General features: G+C 48.6%; 17 protein-coding genes. 5 read left to right on the plus strand and 12 right to left on the minus strand.

The features are described from left to right. Positions 1–120 precede the first annotated feature (120 nt). The 3 genes from ACFRAM_RS04575 to ACFRAM_RS04585 form a co-directional block, all read right to left on the minus strand. A complete protein-coding gene (locus ACFRAM_RS04575) occupies positions 121–393 on the minus strand; it encodes a hypothetical protein (RefSeq protein WP_175370420.1) in 273 nt (90 codons plus the stop codon). Positions 394–1,110: 717 nt separating this feature from the next. Then, positions 1,111–5,457 carry an S-layer homology domain-containing protein gene (locus ACFRAM_RS04580; protein ID WP_379464758.1) on the minus strand — a complete coding sequence of 1,449 codons (4,347 nt, stop codon included), beginning with the start codon at positions 5,455–5,457 and terminating at the stop codon, positions 1,111–1,113. A 235-nt stretch (positions 5,458–5,692) separates the two neighbouring features. After that, positions 5,693–7,441, minus strand: a complete 1,749-nt coding sequence (locus tag ACFRAM_RS04585) for a glycoside hydrolase family 13 protein (protein ID WP_379464759.1) — start codon at positions 7,439–7,441, stop codon at positions 5,693–5,695. Between the two features lie 279 nt (positions 7,442–7,720). Between ACFRAM_RS04585 and ACFRAM_RS04590 the strand changes: the two genes are divergently transcribed. After that, the gene (locus tag ACFRAM_RS04590) at positions 7,721–8,716 is read left to right on the plus strand and encodes a LacI family DNA-binding transcriptional regulator (protein ID WP_379464760.1); all 996 of its coding nucleotides are present in this window, start codon (positions 7,721–7,723) and stop codon (positions 8,714–8,716) included. A 43-nt stretch (positions 8,717–8,759) separates the two neighbouring features. Here ACFRAM_RS04590 and ACFRAM_RS04595 read toward each other — a convergent pair whose 3' ends face one another. Both ACFRAM_RS04595 and clpP read right to left on the minus strand, forming a co-directional pair. Then, on the minus strand, positions 8,760–8,966 hold the full coding sequence (locus ACFRAM_RS04595) for a hypothetical protein (protein ID WP_379464761.1): 207 nt from the start codon (positions 8,964–8,966) through the stop codon (positions 8,760–8,762). A 30-nt stretch (positions 8,967–8,996) separates the two neighbouring features. Next, a complete protein-coding gene (clpP, locus tag ACFRAM_RS04600) occupies positions 8,997–9,578 on the minus strand; it encodes an ATP-dependent Clp endopeptidase proteolytic subunit ClpP (protein ID WP_379464762.1) in 582 nt (193 codons plus the stop codon). 183 nt (positions 9,579–9,761) lie between these two features. Between clpP and ACFRAM_RS04605 the strand changes: the two genes are divergently transcribed. The 3 genes from ACFRAM_RS04605 to ACFRAM_RS04615 are packed head-to-tail and all read left to right on the plus strand — an operon-like array spanning position 9,762 to position 11,412. Continuing rightward, positions 9,762–10,493: an RNA polymerase sigma factor gene (locus ACFRAM_RS04605; RefSeq protein ID WP_379464763.1), complete on the plus strand. Its 732-nt coding sequence runs from the start codon at positions 9,762–9,764 to the stop codon at positions 10,491–10,493. Positions 10,494–10,526: 33 nt separating this feature from the next. Further along, positions 10,527–11,228 carry an NAD-dependent epimerase/dehydratase family protein gene (locus tag ACFRAM_RS04610; protein ID WP_379464764.1) on the plus strand — a complete coding sequence of 234 codons (702 nt, stop codon included), beginning with the start codon at positions 10,527–10,529 and terminating at the stop codon, positions 11,226–11,228. Continuing rightward, positions 11,221–11,412: a hypothetical protein gene (locus tag ACFRAM_RS04615; protein ID WP_379464765.1), complete on the plus strand. Its 192-nt coding sequence runs from the start codon at positions 11,221–11,223 to the stop codon at positions 11,410–11,412. The genes ACFRAM_RS04610 and ACFRAM_RS04615 overlap by 8 nt, the downstream gene beginning before the upstream one ends. A 59-nt stretch (positions 11,413–11,471) precedes the next feature. Here the strand turns inward: ACFRAM_RS04615 and ACFRAM_RS04620 are convergent, their stop codons facing one another. Continuing rightward, positions 11,472–13,313 carry a methyl-accepting chemotaxis protein gene (locus tag ACFRAM_RS04620; RefSeq protein ID WP_379464766.1) on the minus strand — a complete coding sequence of 614 codons (1,842 nt, stop codon included), beginning with the start codon at positions 13,311–13,313 and terminating at the stop codon, positions 11,472–11,474. A gap of 308 nt (positions 13,314–13,621) precedes the next feature. Here ACFRAM_RS04620 and ACFRAM_RS04625 point away from each other — a divergent pair, with 308 nt between their 5' ends. Continuing rightward, positions 13,622–14,485, plus strand: coding sequence for a CPBP family glutamic-type intramembrane protease (locus ACFRAM_RS04625; protein ID WP_379464767.1), 864 nt, complete (start codon positions 13,622–13,624; stop codon positions 14,483–14,485). Between the two features lie 285 nt (positions 14,486–14,770). On the opposite strand, the gene ACFRAM_RS04630 is transcribed toward ACFRAM_RS04625, so the two are convergent. From ACFRAM_RS04630 to ACFRAM_RS04655, 6 genes are all read right to left on the minus strand, one after another. After that, positions 14,771–15,520: an NADPH-dependent oxidoreductase gene (locus ACFRAM_RS04630; RefSeq protein ID WP_379464768.1), complete on the minus strand. Its 750-nt coding sequence runs from the start codon at positions 15,518–15,520 to the stop codon at positions 14,771–14,773. A 38-nt stretch (positions 15,521–15,558) separates the two neighbouring features. Further along, a complete protein-coding gene (treR, locus tag ACFRAM_RS04635) occupies positions 15,559–16,275 on the minus strand; it encodes a trehalose operon repressor (protein WP_379464769.1) in 717 nt (238 codons plus the stop codon). Between the two features lie 108 nt (positions 16,276–16,383). Next, positions 16,384–18,474: a PTS system trehalose-specific EIIBC component gene (gene treP / locus ACFRAM_RS04640; protein ID WP_379464770.1), complete on the minus strand. Its 2,091-nt coding sequence runs from the start codon at positions 18,472–18,474 to the stop codon at positions 16,384–16,386. Positions 18,475–18,513: 39 nt separating this feature from the next. Further along, positions 18,514–20,217: an alpha,alpha-phosphotrehalase gene (treC, locus tag ACFRAM_RS04645; protein WP_379464771.1), complete on the minus strand. Its 1,704-nt coding sequence runs from the start codon at positions 20,215–20,217 to the stop codon at positions 18,514–18,516. Between the two features lie 219 nt (positions 20,218–20,436). Next, positions 20,437–21,339 (minus strand): LysR family transcriptional regulator, encoded by a 903-nt coding sequence (locus tag ACFRAM_RS04650; protein ID WP_175371320.1) that lies wholly within the window; start codon positions 21,337–21,339, stop codon positions 20,437–20,439. 86 nt (positions 21,340–21,425) lie between these two features. Then, positions 21,426–22,217, minus strand: a complete 792-nt coding sequence (locus ACFRAM_RS04655) for a helix-turn-helix transcriptional regulator (RefSeq protein ID WP_379465513.1) — start codon at positions 22,215–22,217, stop codon at positions 21,426–21,428. Positions 22,218–22,255: the final 38 nt, after the last annotated feature.

The raw sequence follows: 22,255 nt of genomic DNA on the forward strand, positions 1-22,255 counted from the left end.
ATATTTTCTTCAGCTGAGCTAAAATAATATAATCTCTATGCGGACACACCCTCAAAAAATAGCCCTCCATTGAATGGAAGACTATTTTCCAGATTTAAATAATTACATTTTCGTAATATTTTACACTCTATTTCTCTTGGCTTTGTTCCAACTGAAAAGGATACGCCCAATACCGATAACTGACGCAATTACAAGTATTGTTGTATTCCAAGTCCAAGCCCCAGCACCATATATTAATGCCTGAGTCACTACCATAACGATAGCTACGCTAAACCCTAAAATTATAACCACATCCGGTGCTTTACTGCCTTCTCTTTGTTTTTTCTTGTAGATGTTAAAAAATAAGCTGAACAAAATAATAAAGATCAGAATCGCAACTAGATAAACATTCATTTAAATCCCCCTCTTATATCAGCCTAACATGTCATATCCAAAATCTGTATGAGTCATTAATTCTAAATTTCCGACTACATTCGACATAACAAGTCGCAAGAAACGAGAAAGAATGAAAGGGGGGAGAATTGTAAGAGAGGGAGAATTGTAAGAGAGGGAGAATTGTAAGAGAGGGAGAACTGTAAGAGAGAAAGCGTTCGCCTGAAAGCTTTCCGCTGGAAAGCTCGCACCCGTAGCCCAGGCTGTCGCCAGATTTCAATCGCTAATATTGAAGTGAAATTAAAATCCAAACTGAAGAGCAGGCGTAAAGACTGGTGAAGTTAGGGGCAGGACGCAAATTCTCCCTCCCCTTCCCCGTCTCAACAGTGAAACAATGCTTCTCCTCCCCAACTAACGGCATTTTTGTACCTTATTTTTCTTCAATATAGATAAATAAGTTAAATAAGAGCATTATTGTATCTTATTTTTCAAAAAAAGAAGTTGAATGGGGTATTCTGGAAGATTTAAGGTACAATATTGCACTTAATCTCCATTAACCCCTACTTACAGAGGATTTAAGGTACAAAAATGCCGTTAATTCCACTTCGGGAATTCTAATAATAATTCATAACGTCATACTCAAGAATAGCCCCGTAAAACCATACCTACGTATTAAAAAAACAAGCTGTCCCTAAGTGTCAGGAACAGCTTGTTAATATCATACTCGTTCAGCGCAGATTACTCCGCTTTTTTATCAAGCAAATTCAGGATGATCGTAACTGCCTCTGCTCGTGTTGCTGTCCGGTTAGGCGCAAATTGGTTCTGGCCAACTCCGCCTACCAGACCTTCACTCGCAGCAGCTGCAATGTAAGGAGCAGCCCATGCCGGTACATCTTTGGCATCTGTAAAGGTTAGTTTAGCTTTAGGATCCACAGTAATTCCCAGAGAGCGTACGATCATGACCGTCAATTCCGCACGAGTCAGCTTCTGTTCTGGACGGAAAGATCCGTCATTGTATCCGCTGATAATCCCTTTAGATACCGCTTGTGCTACATAGGACTTCGCCCATGCCGGAATTTTATCCAAGTCCTTGAAGGTAGCACTATCGCTGTTCTCTGGAAGCTGCAATGCACGGGCCAGCATCGTGATGAACTCGGCACGGTTCACTTCCTTGTTCGGACGGAATGTGTTGTCGTCATAACCATTGACGAATCCGGCAGCAACAGCCTTTTGAATAGCTGCTGCTGCCCAGTGACTGCCAGTATCCGTCAACACAGGCTTCGCAGGCACATCCGTGCTTCCACCATTGGTTGCTGGCGCATTTGTCGGTGCAGGCGTCTGCGTTGGAGCTACCGACGGAGTAGCCGATGGCTTAGCCGAAGGTGAAGGCGTTGGTACAGACGGTGCAGATCCTCCTGTTGTCGGACTAGTAGTCGGTGTTGGCGTCGGTGTCGGAACCACTGGTGTAGGCGTTGGCACTACAGGTGTTGGTGTTGGATTAGTTGGTACTTCGCCGTCATTCTCTTTCTTGATGATACCAAACTGATCAATGATAAATGGTTCTGCATTATTCTTGTTCTGGTCGATCTCATACGTCACGGCAGTCAGCTTGTCACCATCTACAGTGATGCCAACAAAGTTCTGAACCTGACCGCGCTTAGGACGGGTGTTGTCGCTTGGGTCAGGACCGTATGGAGCGGCATGGTTCTCATCTGCCACTTCAAAGAGGTTATAATAAGCCTCTCCCAGGGCAGGCTTTTGATTCTTGTAATAGACCTTTGCTCCCGCTGTTGCCGGAATGAGATAGATTGAACCATCCGGGTTGACTGTATATTCTACAGTTTTTCCAGCGAGCGTTTCTGTAATCTTCTCTGTAGCTGCAGCAGTACCGTCAGCCTTGATCGGCTTGGTACGGGCATAGATATGGTCATGTCCTTGCAGGACAAAGTCAATACCCAGCTCGGCCATAATCGGAGCAATTTTAGTTCTTACGCCATTCGAACTCATAATATCTTTATCCGTTGCGTGATTGGATGTTGTGTATGGACCTTTATGAATATTCACAATAATCCAGCGAGCACCGGCTTTATGAGCCTCTTGTACATCTTTCTTCAACCACTCTACTTGCTCGTTGCTGAAGTTAGCATATGGGTCAGAATTCTCGTTGCTGTTCAGGACCACGAAATGAGCGTTGCTGTAATCATAGGAATAGTAAGCTCCAGTCACAGTCGCTGAACCAGCGGCTTCCTGAATATTGAAATGCTCATAGAAGGCATTTGCTTTATCTTCATGATTACCTGCCGACGGGGCAATGGTTGTGTTAAGCAGACTATCCTGCGAATGGCCAAGCAGCCAATCCCACTGCGTCTCATTGGTTCCTGTGTCCACAATATCTCCGTTGTGAACAACGAATTCGGCATTCGGCACAGTCTTCAGTGCTTTTGCCAGCGTCTCGGCAGATAGAATCGCTTCATCTTCTGATTTTGCTTGAGTATCTGCCAGGTCAACGAAGGTAAATGCCCCCGATTTAGCCGCAGTACGGAAGGTTCCCGCCGCACTCCAAATACCCAATGTCTCATCACCTACACGGAAGTAGTAAGATGTATTATCTTTAAGTCCTGCCGCTTCCACTTTATGCACCATCTCTCCCTTAGCATTCGTGGAGACAGACGATCGGCCAGCAAACTTAGTTGCTAGAGTAAAGTCCGGGGTAGTTCCAGTATTCTCTACTACTTGCAGATCATTTCCCTTAGAAACCAGCGGTGTATACCAAGTAAAGCCTTTCGCGCTGGTAGGGTCACCGTTAAAGGTTACTGTCACTTTGCTCACAGAAGGTTGAGCCGCGATCACGCCCGCGGAGTTGGTTCTGCCGCTTACCGCTTTAATTACAAACTGATAGTTCTTCGATGCATCTTGTGTTTCCACTGTATAGCTGTAAGAGGTTACTCCGTCCTGAGCCGGAACCAGTGTACTCCAGTTAGGGGATACCAGATCATTCTTCTCATAGATACGGTAGCCAGATACCGGTGAACCGGAAGCTGGAGCATTCCATGTCAATGTCGTCTTTCCTTCTTCACCAGCAACCGCTTGGGCTTGCTGTACAGGAGAAACCTTCACATCCGACTTTTGAATGCTGTATTGATCATACAGATCCGTTGTTCCGCCGGTAGTTGTTGTATAAGCTTGGAAAGTCAACTTGTCGCTTGTAATCGTTACACCTGTGAACATTTCCTTGCCAGGCTGTTCGTATTTAGCTGCAAAAGGGAATGGACCCGCCTTCTCGTTAACGTTATATTTCTTGTTACCAGCAGCATTCGTAATCAGATACAGCGTACCGCCTGGATCTTTAACCTCACCGTCCGCATCCGGTACGATATCCGTTAGCGGTTCATTGTTTAGCATTTGATAGCTGCGTGTATAAGTGTGGTCATGCCCGCCAATGACCATATCAATACCCAGTTCGTCGAACACCTTCGTTAATTGAGTCCGGTAGAACAGAACATCAGCGTCTTTCGTGTGGCTGGCTACAGAGTATGGCGATTTGTGCAACAGTACGATTTTCCATTTCTTATCTGTCTTGGCTACTTCATTGCGCAGCCATTCTACTTGCTTGTAGTAGATTTCATTATTGGCAACGTTGGTGCTTGTGCCATAATATTCGGTGTTAATGATCATAAAGTGTGCAGGGCCGTAGTCCAGCGCATACACTGAGCCGTCCGGCTTAGCGCCTGTGTTCGACACATTTGGCAGATTAAAGTGTCCTGCATAGTTGCTGTAGTTCTTGCTCTCATGGTTACCGACGAGTGGAACGAGTGGTGTATTCTTCAAAATGGCCTTTGGCTTATCAAAGAACCATCCCCACTGCTCTTCCAGATCACCGTTATCCACCAAATCGCCGGAGTTCAGAATGAATTCCACACCCGGGAACTTACCAAGGCCCTCTTGCAGCGTATGATTCCAGATATCAAAATCCGCCTCACTAGTACCCTGAGAGTCCGTAGTATAGAGGAATTGGAATGCCTTATTGTCAGCTTTTTCTGTGGTGAATGTTCCGATATCACTCCAGTTTCCAGCTTGTCCATCACCAACACGGTAAGCATAGGCTGTCCCCGGCTGCAAGCCTTCCGCAAGCGCTTTATGGCTGGTGATTACTTTGGTTTTGTTAGCAGTTTTGTCCGCCTTGGACTGAAACACGCTGGCAGGTGTGGATGTTCCCTCGAAGCTCAGGACTCCGGCTTCCGGAAACTGACCATCAACTAATTTCGAGGCTTCTACTACCTCCAGCTTGGTGCCCGTTATCGTCTCCGATGCATACCAGGCAAATCCCATACTAGTCTGCGGATTGCCGTTGAATGTCAGGGCAATCGATTCCGGCTTTCCTGCACCCGGAACCACAGGGTCCACTGGAGGATAAGCAATCAGGCTCATCGCCCAATAAAGATCGGAGCTGGATCCTCTGCCCTGATGCACTTCAGCCGAAAGCTCATTGTTTCCGTCCTGAAGATTCGCCTTAATAATCTCTGTAAGATCGACTTTCGCCGTATTGGGATTACCATTGTTAAGCGTGCTCTTCGTTAAGTAATTGACAGGGCCTGCCGGCATACCTTCACGGTAAATTTCTGTGCCGTTCAAGTACAGGATCATGCCATCGTCGAATCCGAAAGATCCCATGATCCGATTATACGCACCAAGCTGAGCAGTATTTACATTCAGATTAGTACGGAAATAGGACGTCATATATTTATTGGATTTATCTCCGCCGTAACTAATTTCTGTTTTCAGTGGGCCAAATTCGGAGGTGCTGACTCCGCTGCCATCATCTTTGTACCCTAGTGGAGCTTGTCCTGATTTCCAAGTGGAATCATCATAGACAGCCTGCCATACTGTACCTTGATCGGTACCGTTATCGAGATACTTCCATGAAGCATTGCCTTCCAGTAATGTCAGAGGTTGAAGTGCCAACGCCCGCAGGTCTGCACCTTCGTTATTATCCGCTGCATAAACGGTAAATCCGTTCGCTGCAATCCCCAATACCATAATCAGGGCTAGTGTCATCGATACCGCTTTTTTAAACAACTTACTCATTTGGGCCTCCCCTATACGTGGTGTTTTTATTTATGTACCGGTTTATGGTAACAACCCAATGTGTTCACTATGTGAGAAGGAACTCAAGAGAACGTAAAAAAACCCTGCAAAACAGGGCTTCCTTTACACACTATTTGAACAAGCACACCAATAAATGGAATAGCGCATCCTTTTTAACAGAAAAAAAATCCTCCGACACAAGTTAGCGCATGGTCGAAGGATTTTGAAATACCTACTACACAGGTTCAGTTAAGACAGAGGAATCACTTGGCAGCAATGGAGCGTTAGCATCCGTACTCTCCTGATCAGCAGGCACACCCGCCAACAGATAGACACGAGACTCGTAAGGCCGCAGAGCTACCGTCTCGATAGATTCGCCCGAATCTACAGCATAATTATGCAGCATCAGTTGATGAGAATCGAAGTGTAATTCTGCAGGCAAATCGAACAGAGCTTCCTGGGCAGTCAGATTCGACATCACGAGCAGCTTCTCAGCGCCAAGCGTACGGGTATAGGCGTAGATGCATTCATGGTCAGCCAGCAGCAGATCATAGGTACCATAGATCGCCACTGAATGCTGCGCCCGGAGCGCGATAAGCTTTTTATAATGATGATAAATGGAGTCCGGGTCCTGCTGCGCACGTTCGACGTTGATCTCCAAATAGTTAGGATTGATCTTCATCCACGGCTCCCCGCTGGTAAAACCGCCATTCTCGCTGCCGTCCCATTGCATCGGTGTTCTGGAATTGTCACGTCCGTTCTTCCAGATGACCTCCATGATCTCCTCATGGCTACGACCGGCTGCGGTCTCAATGCGATACATATTCTTCATTGCCACATCGTCGTAATCATCCATGGAGTCGAATCTCACATTCGTCATCCCGATTTCCTGCCCCTGATAAATAAACGGAGTTCCCTGCATGAGAAAATACATCGTTGCCAGCGATTTGGCCGATTCCAGCCAGTATTCGCCGTCGTTCCCCCAAGTGGAGACAGAACGCGGCTGATCATGGTTCTCGATAAATAGCGCGTTCCAGCCCCGGCCCTCCAGCCCTTTCTGCCAGCGGGACAAAGCGGATTTTAGCGCAATGATATCAAGCCCGCCGGTAACACTCTTATTCCACAAGGCCAAATGTTCAAATTGGAAAATCATATTGAACTTGCCCTGCTTCTCACCCACCCACTGCTCTGCCTGCTCAACGCTTACTCCACTCGCTTCGCCAACTGTCATGATATCGTAGCGGTCAAAAGTCTCCTGCTTCAGTTCCTGCAGAAACTCGTGAATGCCTTCCCGGTTCATATGACCGTCTGTCGATGGAACATAAGGGAGGTTATTAGGATTCGGAAGATTAGGAAAGCCCGCTACCTTCTTGATATGTGAAATGGCATCCACCCGGAAACCATCGATCCCCTTGTCCAGCCACCAGTTGACCATACCATACAATTCCTGGCGAACCTCCGGATTCTCCCAGTTAAGATCAGGCTGTCTCTTGGAGAAGACATGCATGAAATATTGCCCGCTCATCTCGTCCAGCTCCCACGCAGAGCCGCTGAAAATACTCTCCCAGTTGTTCGGCTCATGGCCATCGACCGGATCGCTCCAAATATAATAATCCCGTTTCGGATTATCCTTGCCTGAACGCGCCTCAACAAACCACGGATGCTCGTCCGAGGTATGGTTAATGACCAGATCCAGAATGAGCTTCATCCCCCGGGCGTGCACCTCACGCAGCAGTTGATCGAAGTCCTCCATGCTGCCGAACTCTTCCATAATGTCCTGATAGTCAGAGATATCATATCCATTGTCATCATTAGGGGATTTATAGATCGGGCAAATCCAGATGACATTAATCCCAAGGTCCTGCAAATAATCCAGTCTGGAAATGATCCCCTGCAAATCGCCGATACCATCTCCGTTGCTGTCCATAAAGCTTCTCGGGTAGATCTGGTAGGCTGCAGCCTCTTTCCACCATGCTCTATTCATGTATACGCTCCTTTAAATAACTACGGTTTAAGTTTAGTCAGGAAAATATTTTCCTGATTTTCATTCAAAACACCCTATAAACTTATTAATCACATCAAAAATACATTATTTTCGGTAAAAAAACATAAAATCAATAGGAAATTATTTTCCCATAGCGATCATTATAGGATTTTTTATTTTCCCGGTCAATACATATCTTTGGATTCTAACGGGATTCCATGATATGCTGGTGTCGCATGAGAACTGGATAACAAGCCTGGAAAGTTATGGTGATCTGAAGTGAAAGTAACCATTAAAGATATCGCCAAAATGGCCGATGTCTCTATCTCCACCGTTTCGAGGGTGGTCAATAACAGCAAGCCCGTCAACGATGAGGTACGCAAGCGGGTGCTCGACGCCATTAAGCAAACCAATTACCGGCCTGATCTCACTGGCGGTAGCGCCGGAGGCAGCAATGACAATCTGATCGGTGTCATTATTCCGCAGAGCAACAATACAGTGCTGGACGATTTCAATCTCGGGATTCGCAATCTGGCGGAGTTATATGGCTATGAAGTGATCGTAGGGTTGACAGATAGCAGTATGGAGAGTGAGCTGCACTATCTGGATTTGTTCAGACGTCTTGGCACCCGGGGAAATATTCTGGTGGGATCGGTACCGCAGCAGGAACACCTGGACCTTATCGCGGCTTCGTCCGTACCTTGTGTTCTGGCCGGACAAGCTTCACAGATCCCCGCCTTACCTTCTGTGCACCTGGACAACATCACTGCTTCTTATGAAGCGGTAACCTATTTGATCCAAAAGGGGCACCGCAGCATCGCCATGATTCGTGCGGCTGGCGAAAGTGCAGTTGGAGGCGATCGTTACCGTGGTTACCGGCAGGCACTTGAAGATGCGGGGATACATATCGATGAGAGCCTGGTTGTGGAAAGCGGGTTCTCGGTGGAAAACGGGCGGCTGGCAATGAAAAACATCCTGAGTAGCGGGCAGCAACCTACAGCCGTATTCTGCTCGACAGACTGGATGGCGGTGGGGGCGATGAATTATCTCATCGACAGCGGCCTGCGCATCCCTGAGGATGTGGCTGTCTTTGGTTTTGACAACAGCTATGTGGCCTCCCTTGTCCGCCCGAAGCTGTCCTCTGTGGAATATTCCGGCACAGAAATAGGGAGAACAGCGACGCGGACCCTGATCAAGCTAATCAAGGGCGAGGCGGTCTCCCCCAGCCATGCCAATGTGGCGCATCATTTGAAGATTCGGGAAAGTACGGGTTAGGGAGGTTAACTTCCCTGATCCGTTTTTTTAGATCCGCTGAAAATTATTGAGCAAAACCTATCCGTGGATGCACATGCTCCTTAATATCAAGCGTAACGGCCTGAATGGATGTGATAGGGATGTACATCTCCTGATATTCTGTTACGTATTTGAGATACTTGTCTCCAGTTTCCTTCAGCACTCCGCCTCTGACACTAGTACCGTCAAGAAAATGTATTGCGACTTCTTTTCCCTCTAAAGCTTCCATCATAATACTTCCTCCTTCTCTTGCAGTATTTTTTTACAGATGGGTAATAATCTTGTCGATAATTCCATATTCCAGCGCTTCCTCAGCGTTCATGAAGAAATCACGGTCCATATCCTTCTCGACCTTTTCCACAGACTGCCCCGTTCTCTCAGCTGTAATCTGAACCACTTTGGACCGCAGTTGCAAAATACGCTTCGCGCTGATGGCGATATCACTGGCTTGCCCCTGCGCGCCGCCACTTGGCTGATGAATCATAATCTCACTGCTCGGAAGCGCACACCGTTTTCCTTTCGCCCCGGATAGCAATAGTAAAGAACCGAAGGACATGGCCATTCCTGTGCAAATGGTGTTCACCTGCGGCTTGATTAACTGCATCGTATCGTAAATACTAAAGCCAGCGGTAGTGACACCACCGGGACTGTTAATGTACATATGGATGTCTTTGTCCGGATCTTCTGCCGCGAGGTAGAGCAGCTGGGCTACGATACTATTAGCCATTCCATCTTCAATCTGCGACCCCACGAATACAATCCGGTCCTTCAGCAACCGGGAATAAATATCATATGATCGTTCTCCCTGGCCGGTCTGTTCGATAACATACGGAACATAACTCATTGTATATTGCCTCCATCTCTCAATTATGTTTTGTGTTCTGACCCGTAAACGTCCCAGGGACCCGAAAGGATACGCCGCCCGCGCCAATTTTTTTTGCCGACTGCGTATCTTCATCTATACTTTATTCGTTTATTATTAAGAAGGAACAGAATTCCACCTTGCTGTAAAAAGGAGATGGCCCACATGATGACCTTTAATGATCAACCTGCCGGCATGATGCCGGATGCCCATACGACCACATTGCTGCAAGCTGCCCTGAAGCGTTATTGTCTCTCATTGACCCAATCACCTTGGGATGCGGAAGATCTCGCACAGGATACCTGGATCAAAGTACTTAGCTATCTGCAAAAAGCAGAGCACAGAAATATCGAGGCACTGCTTCTGCGAACCGCCAGAAATACATGGATAGATACTGTACGACGCAAGATGACCTTCGCCCGAATTCTGGGACTTCAGCCTCCAGCGGCAGAAGGTATGGAAGACAGCGGCACCGCCGGAACTGAAGCTGCTTTCCAGGCTCTGCTGGAGCATTTGTCACCGCTGCAGCGGACGGTCTTTCTGCTCCGCGATGTGCTTGGGCATTCCGCCCTGGAAGCGGCGGAGCTGCTGAACACCACGGAAGGCGCGGTCAAGGCTGCACTGCACCGGGCACGCCAATCCCTGCCAGACGTACGGAAAGAGCTAGCAGATGAAGGGCCGCGCTGGCGGAAAGATTCAGACTACCTGCTTCACCTCCAGCGGCTTGCCGCCGCCTATGAGAAAGGACAGGTTGCAGAATTGATCCGACTGTCGATGCTTGATACGGTGCGGGATATTGTCGTTGCTGTGGCTGTAACATCTGGCCAAACGATCACCGCTGGAGGCTACGGAGCGACTGGCTGGACAGGACAGCCTGAGATGAGAATGATCGCTTAATCTAATTCAAATACTGGGACTGCAAGGAGAGCGATGATGAGACATATATTAGTACTTGGAGGAACACGTTTTTTTGGCAAACGCCTGGTGGAACGCCTCCTGGAGGATAAAGATTGCGAAGTGACAATCGTGACACGCGGGGAAACCGCAGACTCCTTCGGTAACCGTGTCCGCAGAGTTCACGTTAACCGTAGGGATCAAGTCGCTCTGGCTGACGCGGTAGGAGACCGGGAATGGGATGTCGTCTATGACAACATCTGCTTTTCACCTAACGATGCCGCAGCGGCCTGTGCTATTTTTAACGGCAAAGCCAAGCGTTACATCCTGACCTCAAGTCTGTCGGTCTATGATTTCAGTGATCGGATGATCACTGAAGAAGATTTTGATGCGGCGGCGTACCCGCTGCAATATGGTGAAGCAGAGGACTTTAGCTATAAAGAAGGCAAAAGACTGGCCGAGGCCGTTCTGATCCAGCGTGCCTCTTTTCCAGTAGCTGCCGTCCGGATTCCGATTGTGCTTGGCACGGACGACTACACACGCCGGCTGCATTTTCATATTGAACATATCCGCGGGGGTGAACCTATCGCAATTGATCCCCAGCCGCAAATGTCCTTCATCCGTTCCGATGAAGCTACAGATTTTCTGTATTGGCTAGGGGGTTCCAATATCACCGGACCTGTCAATGCCTGCTCGAATGGCGCCCTGCAGATGGGCGAACTGCTCAGCCATGATTGAAACTGTCGTCGGGCAAAAGGCTATGATTGTGGAAGAGGCTCCAACGGAGCATAGCTCTCCATTCTATATCCGCCAGCCGTGGTTTATGGACACAACAAAAGCCAGGTCGGCAGGATACTCCTTCCTCGACCTGGCTACATGGATGCCAGAACTGATCACTTCGTTAAATCGTTCATATGAGTGAAACTGTCAAATTATAGCGAAAAATTGCCCGGGTAATATTTGAAAAAAGCAAGCCCGGCTCTAGGCTGAACTTGCTTTAGGGTAAGGAACAACGGTTTCCGTAGCCGAAGATGCAGCATCACTACTCTCCGCCTTTAACCGTTTCCCTAGCGGAAGTGATTCGGAATGATTGACCGAATCGCTTCCGCTATTTATTTTGAACACATTGATCTCCTGGAACAGCTTCTGTGAGATTTCATGAATATCAACAGCCTGCCGGGCAATGGCGGCGATGGACTGATCCTGCTGAATGCTGGAAGCATTCACTTCCTGTACCCCTGCTGCTGTCTCCTCAGCAATAGCAGCCACGGAGTGCACAGACTCGGCAAGCCGGGTATTCATCCCGCGCGTCTCATCCACCTTGTCATGAATATGGCCGATCTGTTTGCTGATCTCGGCAATCGACTGGTCAATCGCCACAAAAGATGCCAGCGTCTCCTCAACCTTCTCTTCTTGCTCCTCCAGATTCCCGCGTGTCTCCAGCATATCTTTCTGGAAGTCTTCCATCCCTTGTTGAAGTTCAGCGATAATCTCGCGAATATGCCCTGAGGAAACCTTCGTCTGATCGGCCAGTTGTCTAACCTCATCTGCGATCACTGCAAAACCTTTGCCGTGCACCCCGGCTCTAGCAGCTTCAATCGCAGCATTCAGTGACAAAATGTTCGTCTGGCTGGAAATTTCCGTGATGGTCTGGGTAATCCGCGAAATATCCCGCGACTGTTCAGCAAGCCTGTCCAGCGTATGATACACTTTGCCCACTGATTGACGGGACTGCCCCGAAACTTCCCGAAGGGCGGTTATCGCTGCCGAACCACTGCGTGTATTTAGATTGGCCGTTTCACTGGTCGTCAACATGACCTCTGTATACTCCGTGATCTCTTGAATGCCGCGCTCCAATTCCTGAATCAGTCCGGCACTCTGCTCAGACTGCCCGGCCTGTTGATCCGCGCCGGATGATATATCCTGGATTGTTCTGACGATATCCTGGTTCGTATGAGCAGTAATGGCTGACGATTGCTGGAAAGAATTCGAATAATCCGCCAGCGTAGAAGCCACCGTCTGTGTCTGCTGCAGCATTTCTCTAACCCGGCCCACCATATGGTCAAAATGATGACTTAAACGCCCAAGCTCATCGTTATACGGAGAATTGATTTGTTCCCTCAGGTCTCCTTCGGATATTTTGCGTAATGCCGCTTGCAGCTTACGAACAGGATTCAGGAACGAACGAATCAGCACCACAGCAATCACAAAGGTGAAGATCAAGACAAAGATAGCTGCATAGAGCACAACTGCATTGGTATTCTTCAGCAGATCAAAGGACACTCCTTGGGCTTGCTCGGCATTTTCTGCCGCCGCAGCGTACAGCTTCCCATTGCTCTCCAGCATGATGCCGTTTAGCTCCTGTGCCTTCGTATGTAATTCGTCGATTTTATCTAGAACGGTCATCGGATCGAGACTGCTGTCATTCAACGTCTGAACCAACTCGTCGACAACGCCCGTATACTCTTTGGCATGACCCTGCAATTGCTGCAGTTCCTCCTGTGCAGGTGTACCCGATCCAAACTCTACTTTAGCCATTTCCGCATATAATTTCTTCTCCTTCTCCTTGAAAGCATCGGCCCATTCCAGATCACTTGTCCCGGCCAGCGAGGCTTCCACACTCTTCATTTCCTGCAGCAGCTGCGTAAGCGTAGAGACTGTGATTCTATTTTCCATCTCTGTTTTTTGCGTTTCCATGGATTTCTCGATCTGATTGATTTTGTACCCCTGGTAAACAGCCACCCCTAAAAAAATCAGTGCCACAGCGGAAAAGCTCAGGATCAGCTTCCATTTCATCGAAAGATGCATGCGGGTTACCTTCAAAAGAATCATCCCTCCATCAAAAGCCTCATGTGCAAGTAGGTACATTCTACCAACACATATTGATTGTAGGAGCCAGATATTAAATGTTCCGCACAGTTTTGTTCGGCGAACGTAAAGATTGTTTTAACAATGTGTGAAAGTGAAGGGTACAGCTAATACGAGTCCAGAGGGTTCCCTCGACCGAAGGTCCGTTCCTGCTCGACTTTGGTCTGGGGAAAATTCTGGACTTGAGATTGTTCTGGTCAGGACAGGACACTTGCTATACTTCTACGTGGACATACATACTTTTGGTAAAAGGGGATTACATCATGAAATCAAACGTTGGCAGCACGCCTGCCACAAGTACTAACGGGGATATGGAACGTATTCGCTCCGCCAGACGGGGATTACTTGTCTTTTTTGCAATACTTATCCCGCTCTCCATTCTTGGTTATGTGCTATCAATGAAACAAGAGATCTATGTCCTGTTCCTGATGTGGACACCGGGACTGGCCTCCATCTTCACCCGCTTGATACTGCGTGAAGACATATCAGACATCTCCTTGAAAATTGGCGGAAAGCGTACACTGAAGACCTTGCCTTTTATACTACTGTTTCCTGTAGTTATTGGTCTTGTCGGCTACGGAATCGCTTGGATCACAGGCCTGGTACAATTCGACACACCGGATACATTCATCAAAGCCCCACCTGCGGTTATATTCACGGGACTATTACTCGTGCAAATGGTTCTAGGCACAGCTTTAGGCGTGATTAGCAGTGTCGGCGAGGAACTGGGCTGGCGTGGCTATATGCTTACTCGACTGATTGACGCCCGCGTTCCCCAACCGATACTTATCAGTGGACTCATCTGGGGCGTATGGCATCTTCCCTTGATCCTTGCCGGGAACTATTATTCAGGGCCGTATCCTGTGCTCTCCGTTATCCTGTTTATGATTTCGATTACCTCCATGGGATATGTCATTGGGCGCCTGCGGTTAACAACCGGTAGCTTGTGGGCTGCGACGTTCCTGCATGCCTCATGGAATGCTATCATTCAGGAAATCTTCGATGCCTTCTCCAAAGGGGATAACGCACTGCTCTGGACGGGAGAGTCCGGCATTCTGGTGGCTCTTGCCTTGCTGGTAGCGGCAGTAATCATTTCACGGAAACCGCTGTTGGCAAGAAAATTGTAATTATAACTGAACTTAAGATTTTTATATGGTTAAGGTTGTCATTGCGGAAAATGTTTGGACTTGCGGCCGCTGTTGTCTCCAGATTTCTTGGGATTATACCACTATTCGCGGATAAAATCCGGAGACAAAGGCGTCGCTTTCGCTCCTACAGTTCCAAAATTCCCCTCCATTCCGTTACCCATATGTTAAATTCCCCAGTTCAATCTATATAATATAAAAAGAAGCATTCCTGCCAAATACGGCTTTAGAATGCTTCTTTGCGCTAACCTGTACAGCGGACCGATCTTATTCCTCCCGCTCCTTATCATACATAAACCCTTGCTGTTTGAGAGTATTCCGGGCATCGCCGTACACAGGATTATTGGCATAGAAATGGGCGACCCAACTAGTCCAGCTTCGCTCAGGAAGACCTTGCTGCTGCAAGGATTGACGGTGCGTCTCATTGTAAGCTTGTAGTAGCCCAGTCTGATCAGGGTTGTACTGCTCTTCGTGGTAAACAGCTTCCATCGGCAGACGGGATTTCTTCGGGCTCTCCGCGCCGGGATATCCGACACACAGACCTGCGATAGGAAAAACGTACTTCGGCAGCTGCAATAGCTCAATCACAGCCTTCGTATTGCGGCGGACCCCGCCGATCGGAATGGTTCCGAGACCCAGCGATTCTGCGGCCGTGATTGCACCAGCCATAGCAAGACCAACATCAGCCGCCCCAACTAACAGCGCATCCACATCGGAAGCCGCTTCAAAAGGCTGGCCTTCTATCTCGCTTGCCAATCCCGCCCGGTAAAAGTCCATGCAGAACACGAGAAACACCGGTGCCTCGGCCACATGCTTTTGATTCCCGCTCAGTTCTGCGAGCCGCTGTTTCCGCTCCTGATTATGGACCGCGATGATCGTGAACTGTTGACCGTGGACCCAGGAAGGTGCGGCTTGAGCCGAAGCAATAATATTCTGCAAATCCTCCGTACTCACTGCCCGGTCAGAATAGTTCCGGTAAGAGCGGTGGTTCGTTAACGTTCGTATAACCTCATTCACAAAAGTTCATCCTTTCTGTCTTCACTAACTATAAAAACCTAAGGAATCCGCCGGGCAAAATCCACGAATTGGAACTTGTCCAAGCGGTGCCTCGATTCTGTATACTGAAACAAGGTTGTATCTTCCAGAAATACAAAGTTGCGGACAAGCACTACATGGGTCAGTCCGTTCAGATCCAGTAGCGCCCGATCCTCGTCCGTAGCCTCTTCGACAGAAATCTCCTTTTTGGCATAACTGATCACCAGATTCAATGTCTGCTCCAAATATTCATAGATAGAGCCCGCGGCCAGTTCCTCTGTTAGCAGAACGACTTTGTCCGGCCGAAAATAATCTTTGTCCAGGATAATACGCTCGCCTTCAATTTCGCGGACCCGGATTACCTCCCAAACAGGTGCCCCCGGCTCTATCTGCAAATAATCCGCAATAGACGGCGAAGCCCCGGTACAGACGGTCCTTTGTACAAGGGTACGCGTCGGACGGCCGATTTTACCCGACATCTCCTTGAAGCTGGTAAGCCCCGTGACCGGAAAGTTCATGCGCCCGATATCCAGCACATAAGAACCCTTACCTCTAATTTTCTGGATAAACCCGTGCTGTACTAGTAAATTTAGCGCTTTGCGGACGGTTTCCCGCGAGGTAGAGTACGAACTCATTAGTTCATTCTCCGAAGGCAGTTTGGTCCCAGGGGAAATCTTGCCTGACTGAATTCGTTTTGCATACGTATTAAAAATGCTCTGATATATATTTTCCTTCAATTCCATCACCGCTTACCATTTTACCATAATTCTATGTGAAAAAAAGAAACGGGCATTGTCCTTTGCTGGACGATACCCGTTTCTGCTTACACGATGATTGATTTTCTCTTACTCTGCATTCAAGCGAATTTTCAAGCTGACGTTCCGCCCAGCCGCTACTGCACCTGGCGCAGCTTCTTCTACGCCTGCAATGATATCCTGACCGTCCGGAATGATGATCGGTGTAATCAGCGGTAATCCTGCCGCAGAAATCGCCGCCATATCAAATTCCAGCAAGAGCTGCCCAGCCTTGACCTCGTCCCCGATATTGACATGGCTTGTAAAAGCGCTGCCTTTCAGGGACACCGTGTTGATCCCGACATGGATCAGTACCTGTACGCCAGTGCTATGCTCCAGAATAACGGCATGCTTGCTCTTGATGATATGTGCCACTGTACCATCGAAAGGCGCGATCACCCGTCCTTCCTCCGGCTCTATGGCGATGCCTTGCCCCATCTGTCTTTCGGCAAAAGCCGGGTCAGGAACGTTCTCCAGCGGTACCGCTTGACCCGTCAGTGGAGCATAAATATTCAGTACCCGGGTACCATCTTCCTCTGTAACGATGCCGGAAGATGGAATACCGGATTCAGCCGCCACGGAGGTAGCCGACCCTGCATCAACCTTATCGGTAGCGCTACCGGAAGCTTTCACACCTTGTACAGGAGTCTCTGTATGCGTTGCGTGATTCTCGGAAGCTGCTTTAGTTGTTACCGCAGCTGTACCAGCTGATCCTGCAGCAACTGCCCCCTCCCTACGTCCAGCAATTTTGCCATACAATACGGTTAAACCAAATGGCACAACTAGCACGATGCCCATCCCGATGAAGAACACACCCCATTGTTTTGGGAAGATCGATAGGAAGCCGGGAATACCCCCGATCCCAACCGAGGACGCCAACACATGGTTTATGGTTAACAGAACGCCGCCAATAGCCGAGCCGATCATCCCGAAAATGAATGGATATTTATAGCGGAGATTCACTCCGAAGATCGCTGGTTCCGTAATACCAAGGAATGCCGAGATCGAAGAAGTGGCTGCGAGCCCTTTCGCCTTTTGCTCTCTCAGCACAAGCATCATCGCAAGTGCCGCTGCACCTTGAGCAATATTGGAGAGTGCCAACATCGGCCAGAGGAACGTTCCGCCCTCGCTGCCGATCAATTGCACATCGACCGCGAGGAAGGTATGCTGCATCCCCGTAACCACGAGCAAAGCGTATAACCCGCCATAAAGCAATCCCCCGAGTGCTGGTAGCGTATTAAATACATGTACAAGGCCGGAGGTAATGGCATTACCCAGGGCAAAAGTTACCGGACCGATCACCGTAAACGCCAGGAAGCCGGTAATTAACAGTGCGACCGGGGCCACAACAAGTAACTTGATAGAATCTGCCACTCGTTTATTCAGGAAACCCTCAATCTTCGCCAAAATGTAAGCGGAGACCAAAACGGGCAGCACCTGTCCCTGATAACCGATTTTCTCAATATGCCAGCCGAAGAGATTCCAAACCGGTATCGTTCCCTTAGTAGAAGCTTCTGCATAGCCATAGGCACTGAGCAGATCCGGGTGAACCAGAATCAGACCGAGTACAATCCCTAACAGCGGACTGCCGCCGAACCGGTTCACTGCCGACCAACCGATCAGCGCAGGAAGGAAGGTAAAGGCAGTATTGGCAATCAGGTTAATAATAGAGGCGATGCCCGTCCACTCAGGATAGACCTGTACCAATGACTGGCCTTCGAAGAAAATCCCCGGACCGGTCAGAATATTGTTAAGTCCCAGCAGAAGACCTGAAGTTACAATAGCCGGAAGGATCGGAATGAAGATATCCGCCAGCGTTTTAATCGCCCGTTGAAGCGGATTCTGCTTCTTCCCGGCTGAGTTCTTGACATCCTCTTTGGATGAGCGTGGCCCGCCTGTAATTGCGATCATTTCATCATATACTTTATCTACGAGTCCCGGTCCAATGACAACCTGGAACTGGCCTTGAGAGGAGAAATGGCCTTTAACGAGATCGTTACTCTCCAGAAGCGCATGATCCACCTTGTCTTCATCCGCCAATGAAAAGCGAAGCCGGGTGACACAATGGGTAGCCACTTCAATATTGTCTTTGCCGCCGACGGCCCGAATAATCTCTTCTACATTTTTTTTATCAACAGCCATGGGATTCACTCCTTTATCACTGTATTTCCGTATTGATTCTTAGTTAATAACCCACATACACGAGGCATAAGGCGACAGCTTCAGCTCTGTTCCCAGTTCTGGAACCATCTCTGTATTGGCAATGAGCAGTTCATACGACTTGCCCGCCAGCGCTGCTTCTGCAAAAGACTCCGGCAGCGTGAATGTCGCCGGCTGGCCGCTGAAATTGGAGACTACCACCAGCGTTTCCTTGTCAGAGACCCGTGCATAAGCAAATACCTGGGGATGACCTTCATCCAGACGCTCATAACGGCCATCAGTCAGAACTGCCAGCGATTTGCGCAAGCCAATTAGCTTGCGGTAATGATGGAGAATCGAATCCGGGTCGTCTAACTGCTGCTGCACATTGATCTCCTGGTAACGCTCGTCCACCTTAATCCACGGCGTCCCCGTAGTAAATCCGGCCTGTGGACTGTCATTCCACTGCATCGGTGTGCGGGAATTGTCGCGGGAACGCTCCCGGATAATATCCATTGCTTCCTCTGGCGTTTTTCCCCGTTCCAGAAGAATACCGTACATGTTCCGGGACTCAATATCCCGCAGCTCGCTCATGTCTGTCCAATGAGGATTAGGCATACCAATCTCTTCCCCTTGATAGACATAAGGCGTACCTTGCAGACCATGCAGGGTAGTCGCCAGCATCTTAGCGCTTTCTACACGGTAACGTCCGTCATCGGCAAAACGGGACAACGCCCGCGGCTGGTCATGATTGTTGAAGAACAGCGCGTTCCAGCCCCCGCCTTCCTGCATGCCCTGCTGCCAGCGGGACAGAAGGCTTTTCAGAGCCTCAAAATCATACGGCATAAGCTCCCACTTCTGCCCGTTCGGATAATCCACCTTCAGATGATGGAAATTGAACGTCATAGAGAATTCCTTCTCATCCGGATTGGAATAACGGAGACAGTGCTCCAGCGTGGTGGAAGACATCTCTCCTACCGTGATCGCGTTGTAAGGACCAAATACCTGCTCATATAATCCTTTAACGTACTCATGCACCCTTGGACCATCGGTATAGTAGCGTCGTCCATCGCCGGGAAGAATGCTGCCATCATCGTCGGGGAACGCCTGATCCTTGGAGATGAGATTGATCACATCCATTCTGAAACCGCTAACGCCTTTGTCCGCCCAAAATCTCATCAGCTTAACGACCTCTTCGCGCACCGCCGGATTCTCCCAATTGAGATCGGCCTGCGTCTTGTCGAACAGGGTCAAGAAATACTGGCCGGAGGCTTCATCATACTGCCAGGCGGAGCCTCCGAATTTGGACTGCCAGTTATTCGGCGGGCCTCCATCCGGCTTCGGGTCCTTCCAAATATAATAGTCCCGGTACGGATTATCCTTGGAGCTTTTGGACGCTTGGAACCAACGATGCTCTGTTGAAGAATGGTTAACCACGATGTCAAGCATAAGATGCATGCCACGCCTTTGGACACCTTCCATCAGCTCATCAAAATCCGCCATTGTTCCAAACTCCGGGTTGATTTGGCAATAATCCGCCACATCGTATCCGTTATCATTTTGCGGAGACACATAAACCGGCTGAAGCCAGATAATATCAATACCGAGCTGCTGCAAATAGTCGAGCTTGCCTGTTAGACCCCGGATATCACCTTCACCGCTGCCTGTTGAATCCATAAAGCTTTTGGGATATACCTGATAAACTGTAGAACGCCTCCACCAATCCTGCGCTTTTGAAATAATCACAGTTTAGTCCTCCTTGCCAAGCAAATATTTTAATCCTGTATATACAAGTTCATTAGCCTTATCATAGTATTACTTGTATATACATGTTGTCAATCGGAAGAATTTATTCCCTTTCTCCATCTATAAAAAAACGGTTATTGCTTCTAGGAGCAATAACCGTTACTTAACCTATTCCCTATATTCTAAATCAATATTCACACGCACAGAACGATCTGTACATTATTCAGCAATCGCTTGCTGAAGCGCCTCGACATATGCAAGGGCAAGCTTGGACAACGCCGCATTCTTATGACTGATCCAGCCGACATTAATGGTCTCGTCACAATCCAGAGGCACCGGAATGATCTCATTACCGTTCAGGTCCGCGCTCAGCACCCCGGTAGAAATCGTATATCCGTTCAGACCGATCAGCAGATTGAAGAGGGTTGCTCTGTCATTCACCCGAATGCTTTTCTGATGGGACAAGGTACTTAGAATCTCCTCGGAGAAGTGAAAAGAATTGTATTCCCCCTGTTCAAAAGACAGGTAAGGATAATGTTGAAGCTGGTCAACCGTTACGATGGACTGCTTCGCCAGCGGGTTATTAATGCTGATAAAAATATGCGGTTTGGCCAGAAACAGGCTGTGGAATTCCAGGTTCGCCGATTGCAGCAGCTTGTTGATGACCTTGGCGTTAAACTCATTCAGGTACAGGATGCCAATCTCGCTGCGCAGACTTTTGACATCCTCAATAATTTCATGGGTCTTCGTCTCACGCAATGCCAATTCATATTCATCATGACCATATTCACGGACGAGATTCACGAACGCATTGACCGCAAAGGCATAGTGCTGTGTGGACACAGAAAAATGCTGCGGAGACGGCTTCGCATCGAGATACCGGTTCTCCAACAGTTCCGCCTGTTCCACGACTTGCCTGGCGTATCCAAGAAATTCAGCTCCCTCCAGAGAGAGCGATATCCCTTTGTTGGTGCGTTCAAAGATCGTAATCCCCAGTTCTTTCTCAAGCTCTCTGATGGCATTGGACAAGCTCGGCTGGGAAATAAACAAGCGCTTAGCCGCCTCGTTCATAGAGCCACGGCTTGCCACTTCAATGACATATTTCAACTGTTGTAAGGTCAATAGAATAATCCTCTCTATATTTCAATTGCTTAGAGGGGATGTGTCCCCACCTCTCTTCCCTCTATTATATAATACATTTCAAGTTTTTACTTGCTGGCATACATCGTTCTGTTAAGAAAATGATTCATCAAGAGTGGTAAGGAAATCAGGATCGGGGGGTCACCAAATTCAGGAGGATGCAAGATCATTTCCTGAAAAGGTACCGGTGAATACGATGTTACAACCAGCGGCTCCCTCAAACGAGCTCGCAAAGTGGTGTACGGCAGCAAAAAATCAAGGGCCTTCATCCCCCATGAGACGGAGGTAGCCATCAAATAATAGCTGCCTGGCTTTACATTCGTAAAGCGAAAATCGCCCATATTGTGCAATAGCATCCCATACAGCGGCAGGCCTTCAGGAATGGGCTTGGCGAACAATCCGACCAGAGTGACCCCCTGAAATGGCACCTCTGTCCCCACTGTCCCCTCGATTGTACCTATTCGAGTGGCCTCAGACTGCCACTCCTTCCAACCCCCAAGGCTCTGCAGAGACCTCAGATGCTCCTCCGCTTGAAGCCGTGAATGCCTGAATTCAGACGGTGTCACGCCGACCCGTTCGACAAAACGGGTCGTGAAGGTACCCTGGCTTTGCTGACCTATCTCAAGGGAGATATCACGGACACTCTGATTTGTACGCAGCAGCAGATCCTTTGCTTTTTGCAGCCGAAGAGAAGAAACATAATAAAGCGGCGGAATCCCGATTCTTTGTTTAAATATACGTGTAAAGTGAAAAGGACTGTAGCCCGCATAGTTAGCCAGCCGGGACAGTGGAAGGGGTTCATAGAGGTGGCGGTGAATATAGGTAATGACCCCGTCAATTTCTGCATACTGGCTGGACATAGGCATGACAATCCCCCAGGAATATTTTGTGCTGAAAA

Source organism: Paenibacillus sp. NPDC056722 (genome assembly GCF_042790635.1).
GTDB classification, from domain to species: Bacteria; Bacillota; Bacilli; order Paenibacillales; family Paenibacillaceae; genus Paenibacillus_AQ; species Paenibacillus_AQ agri.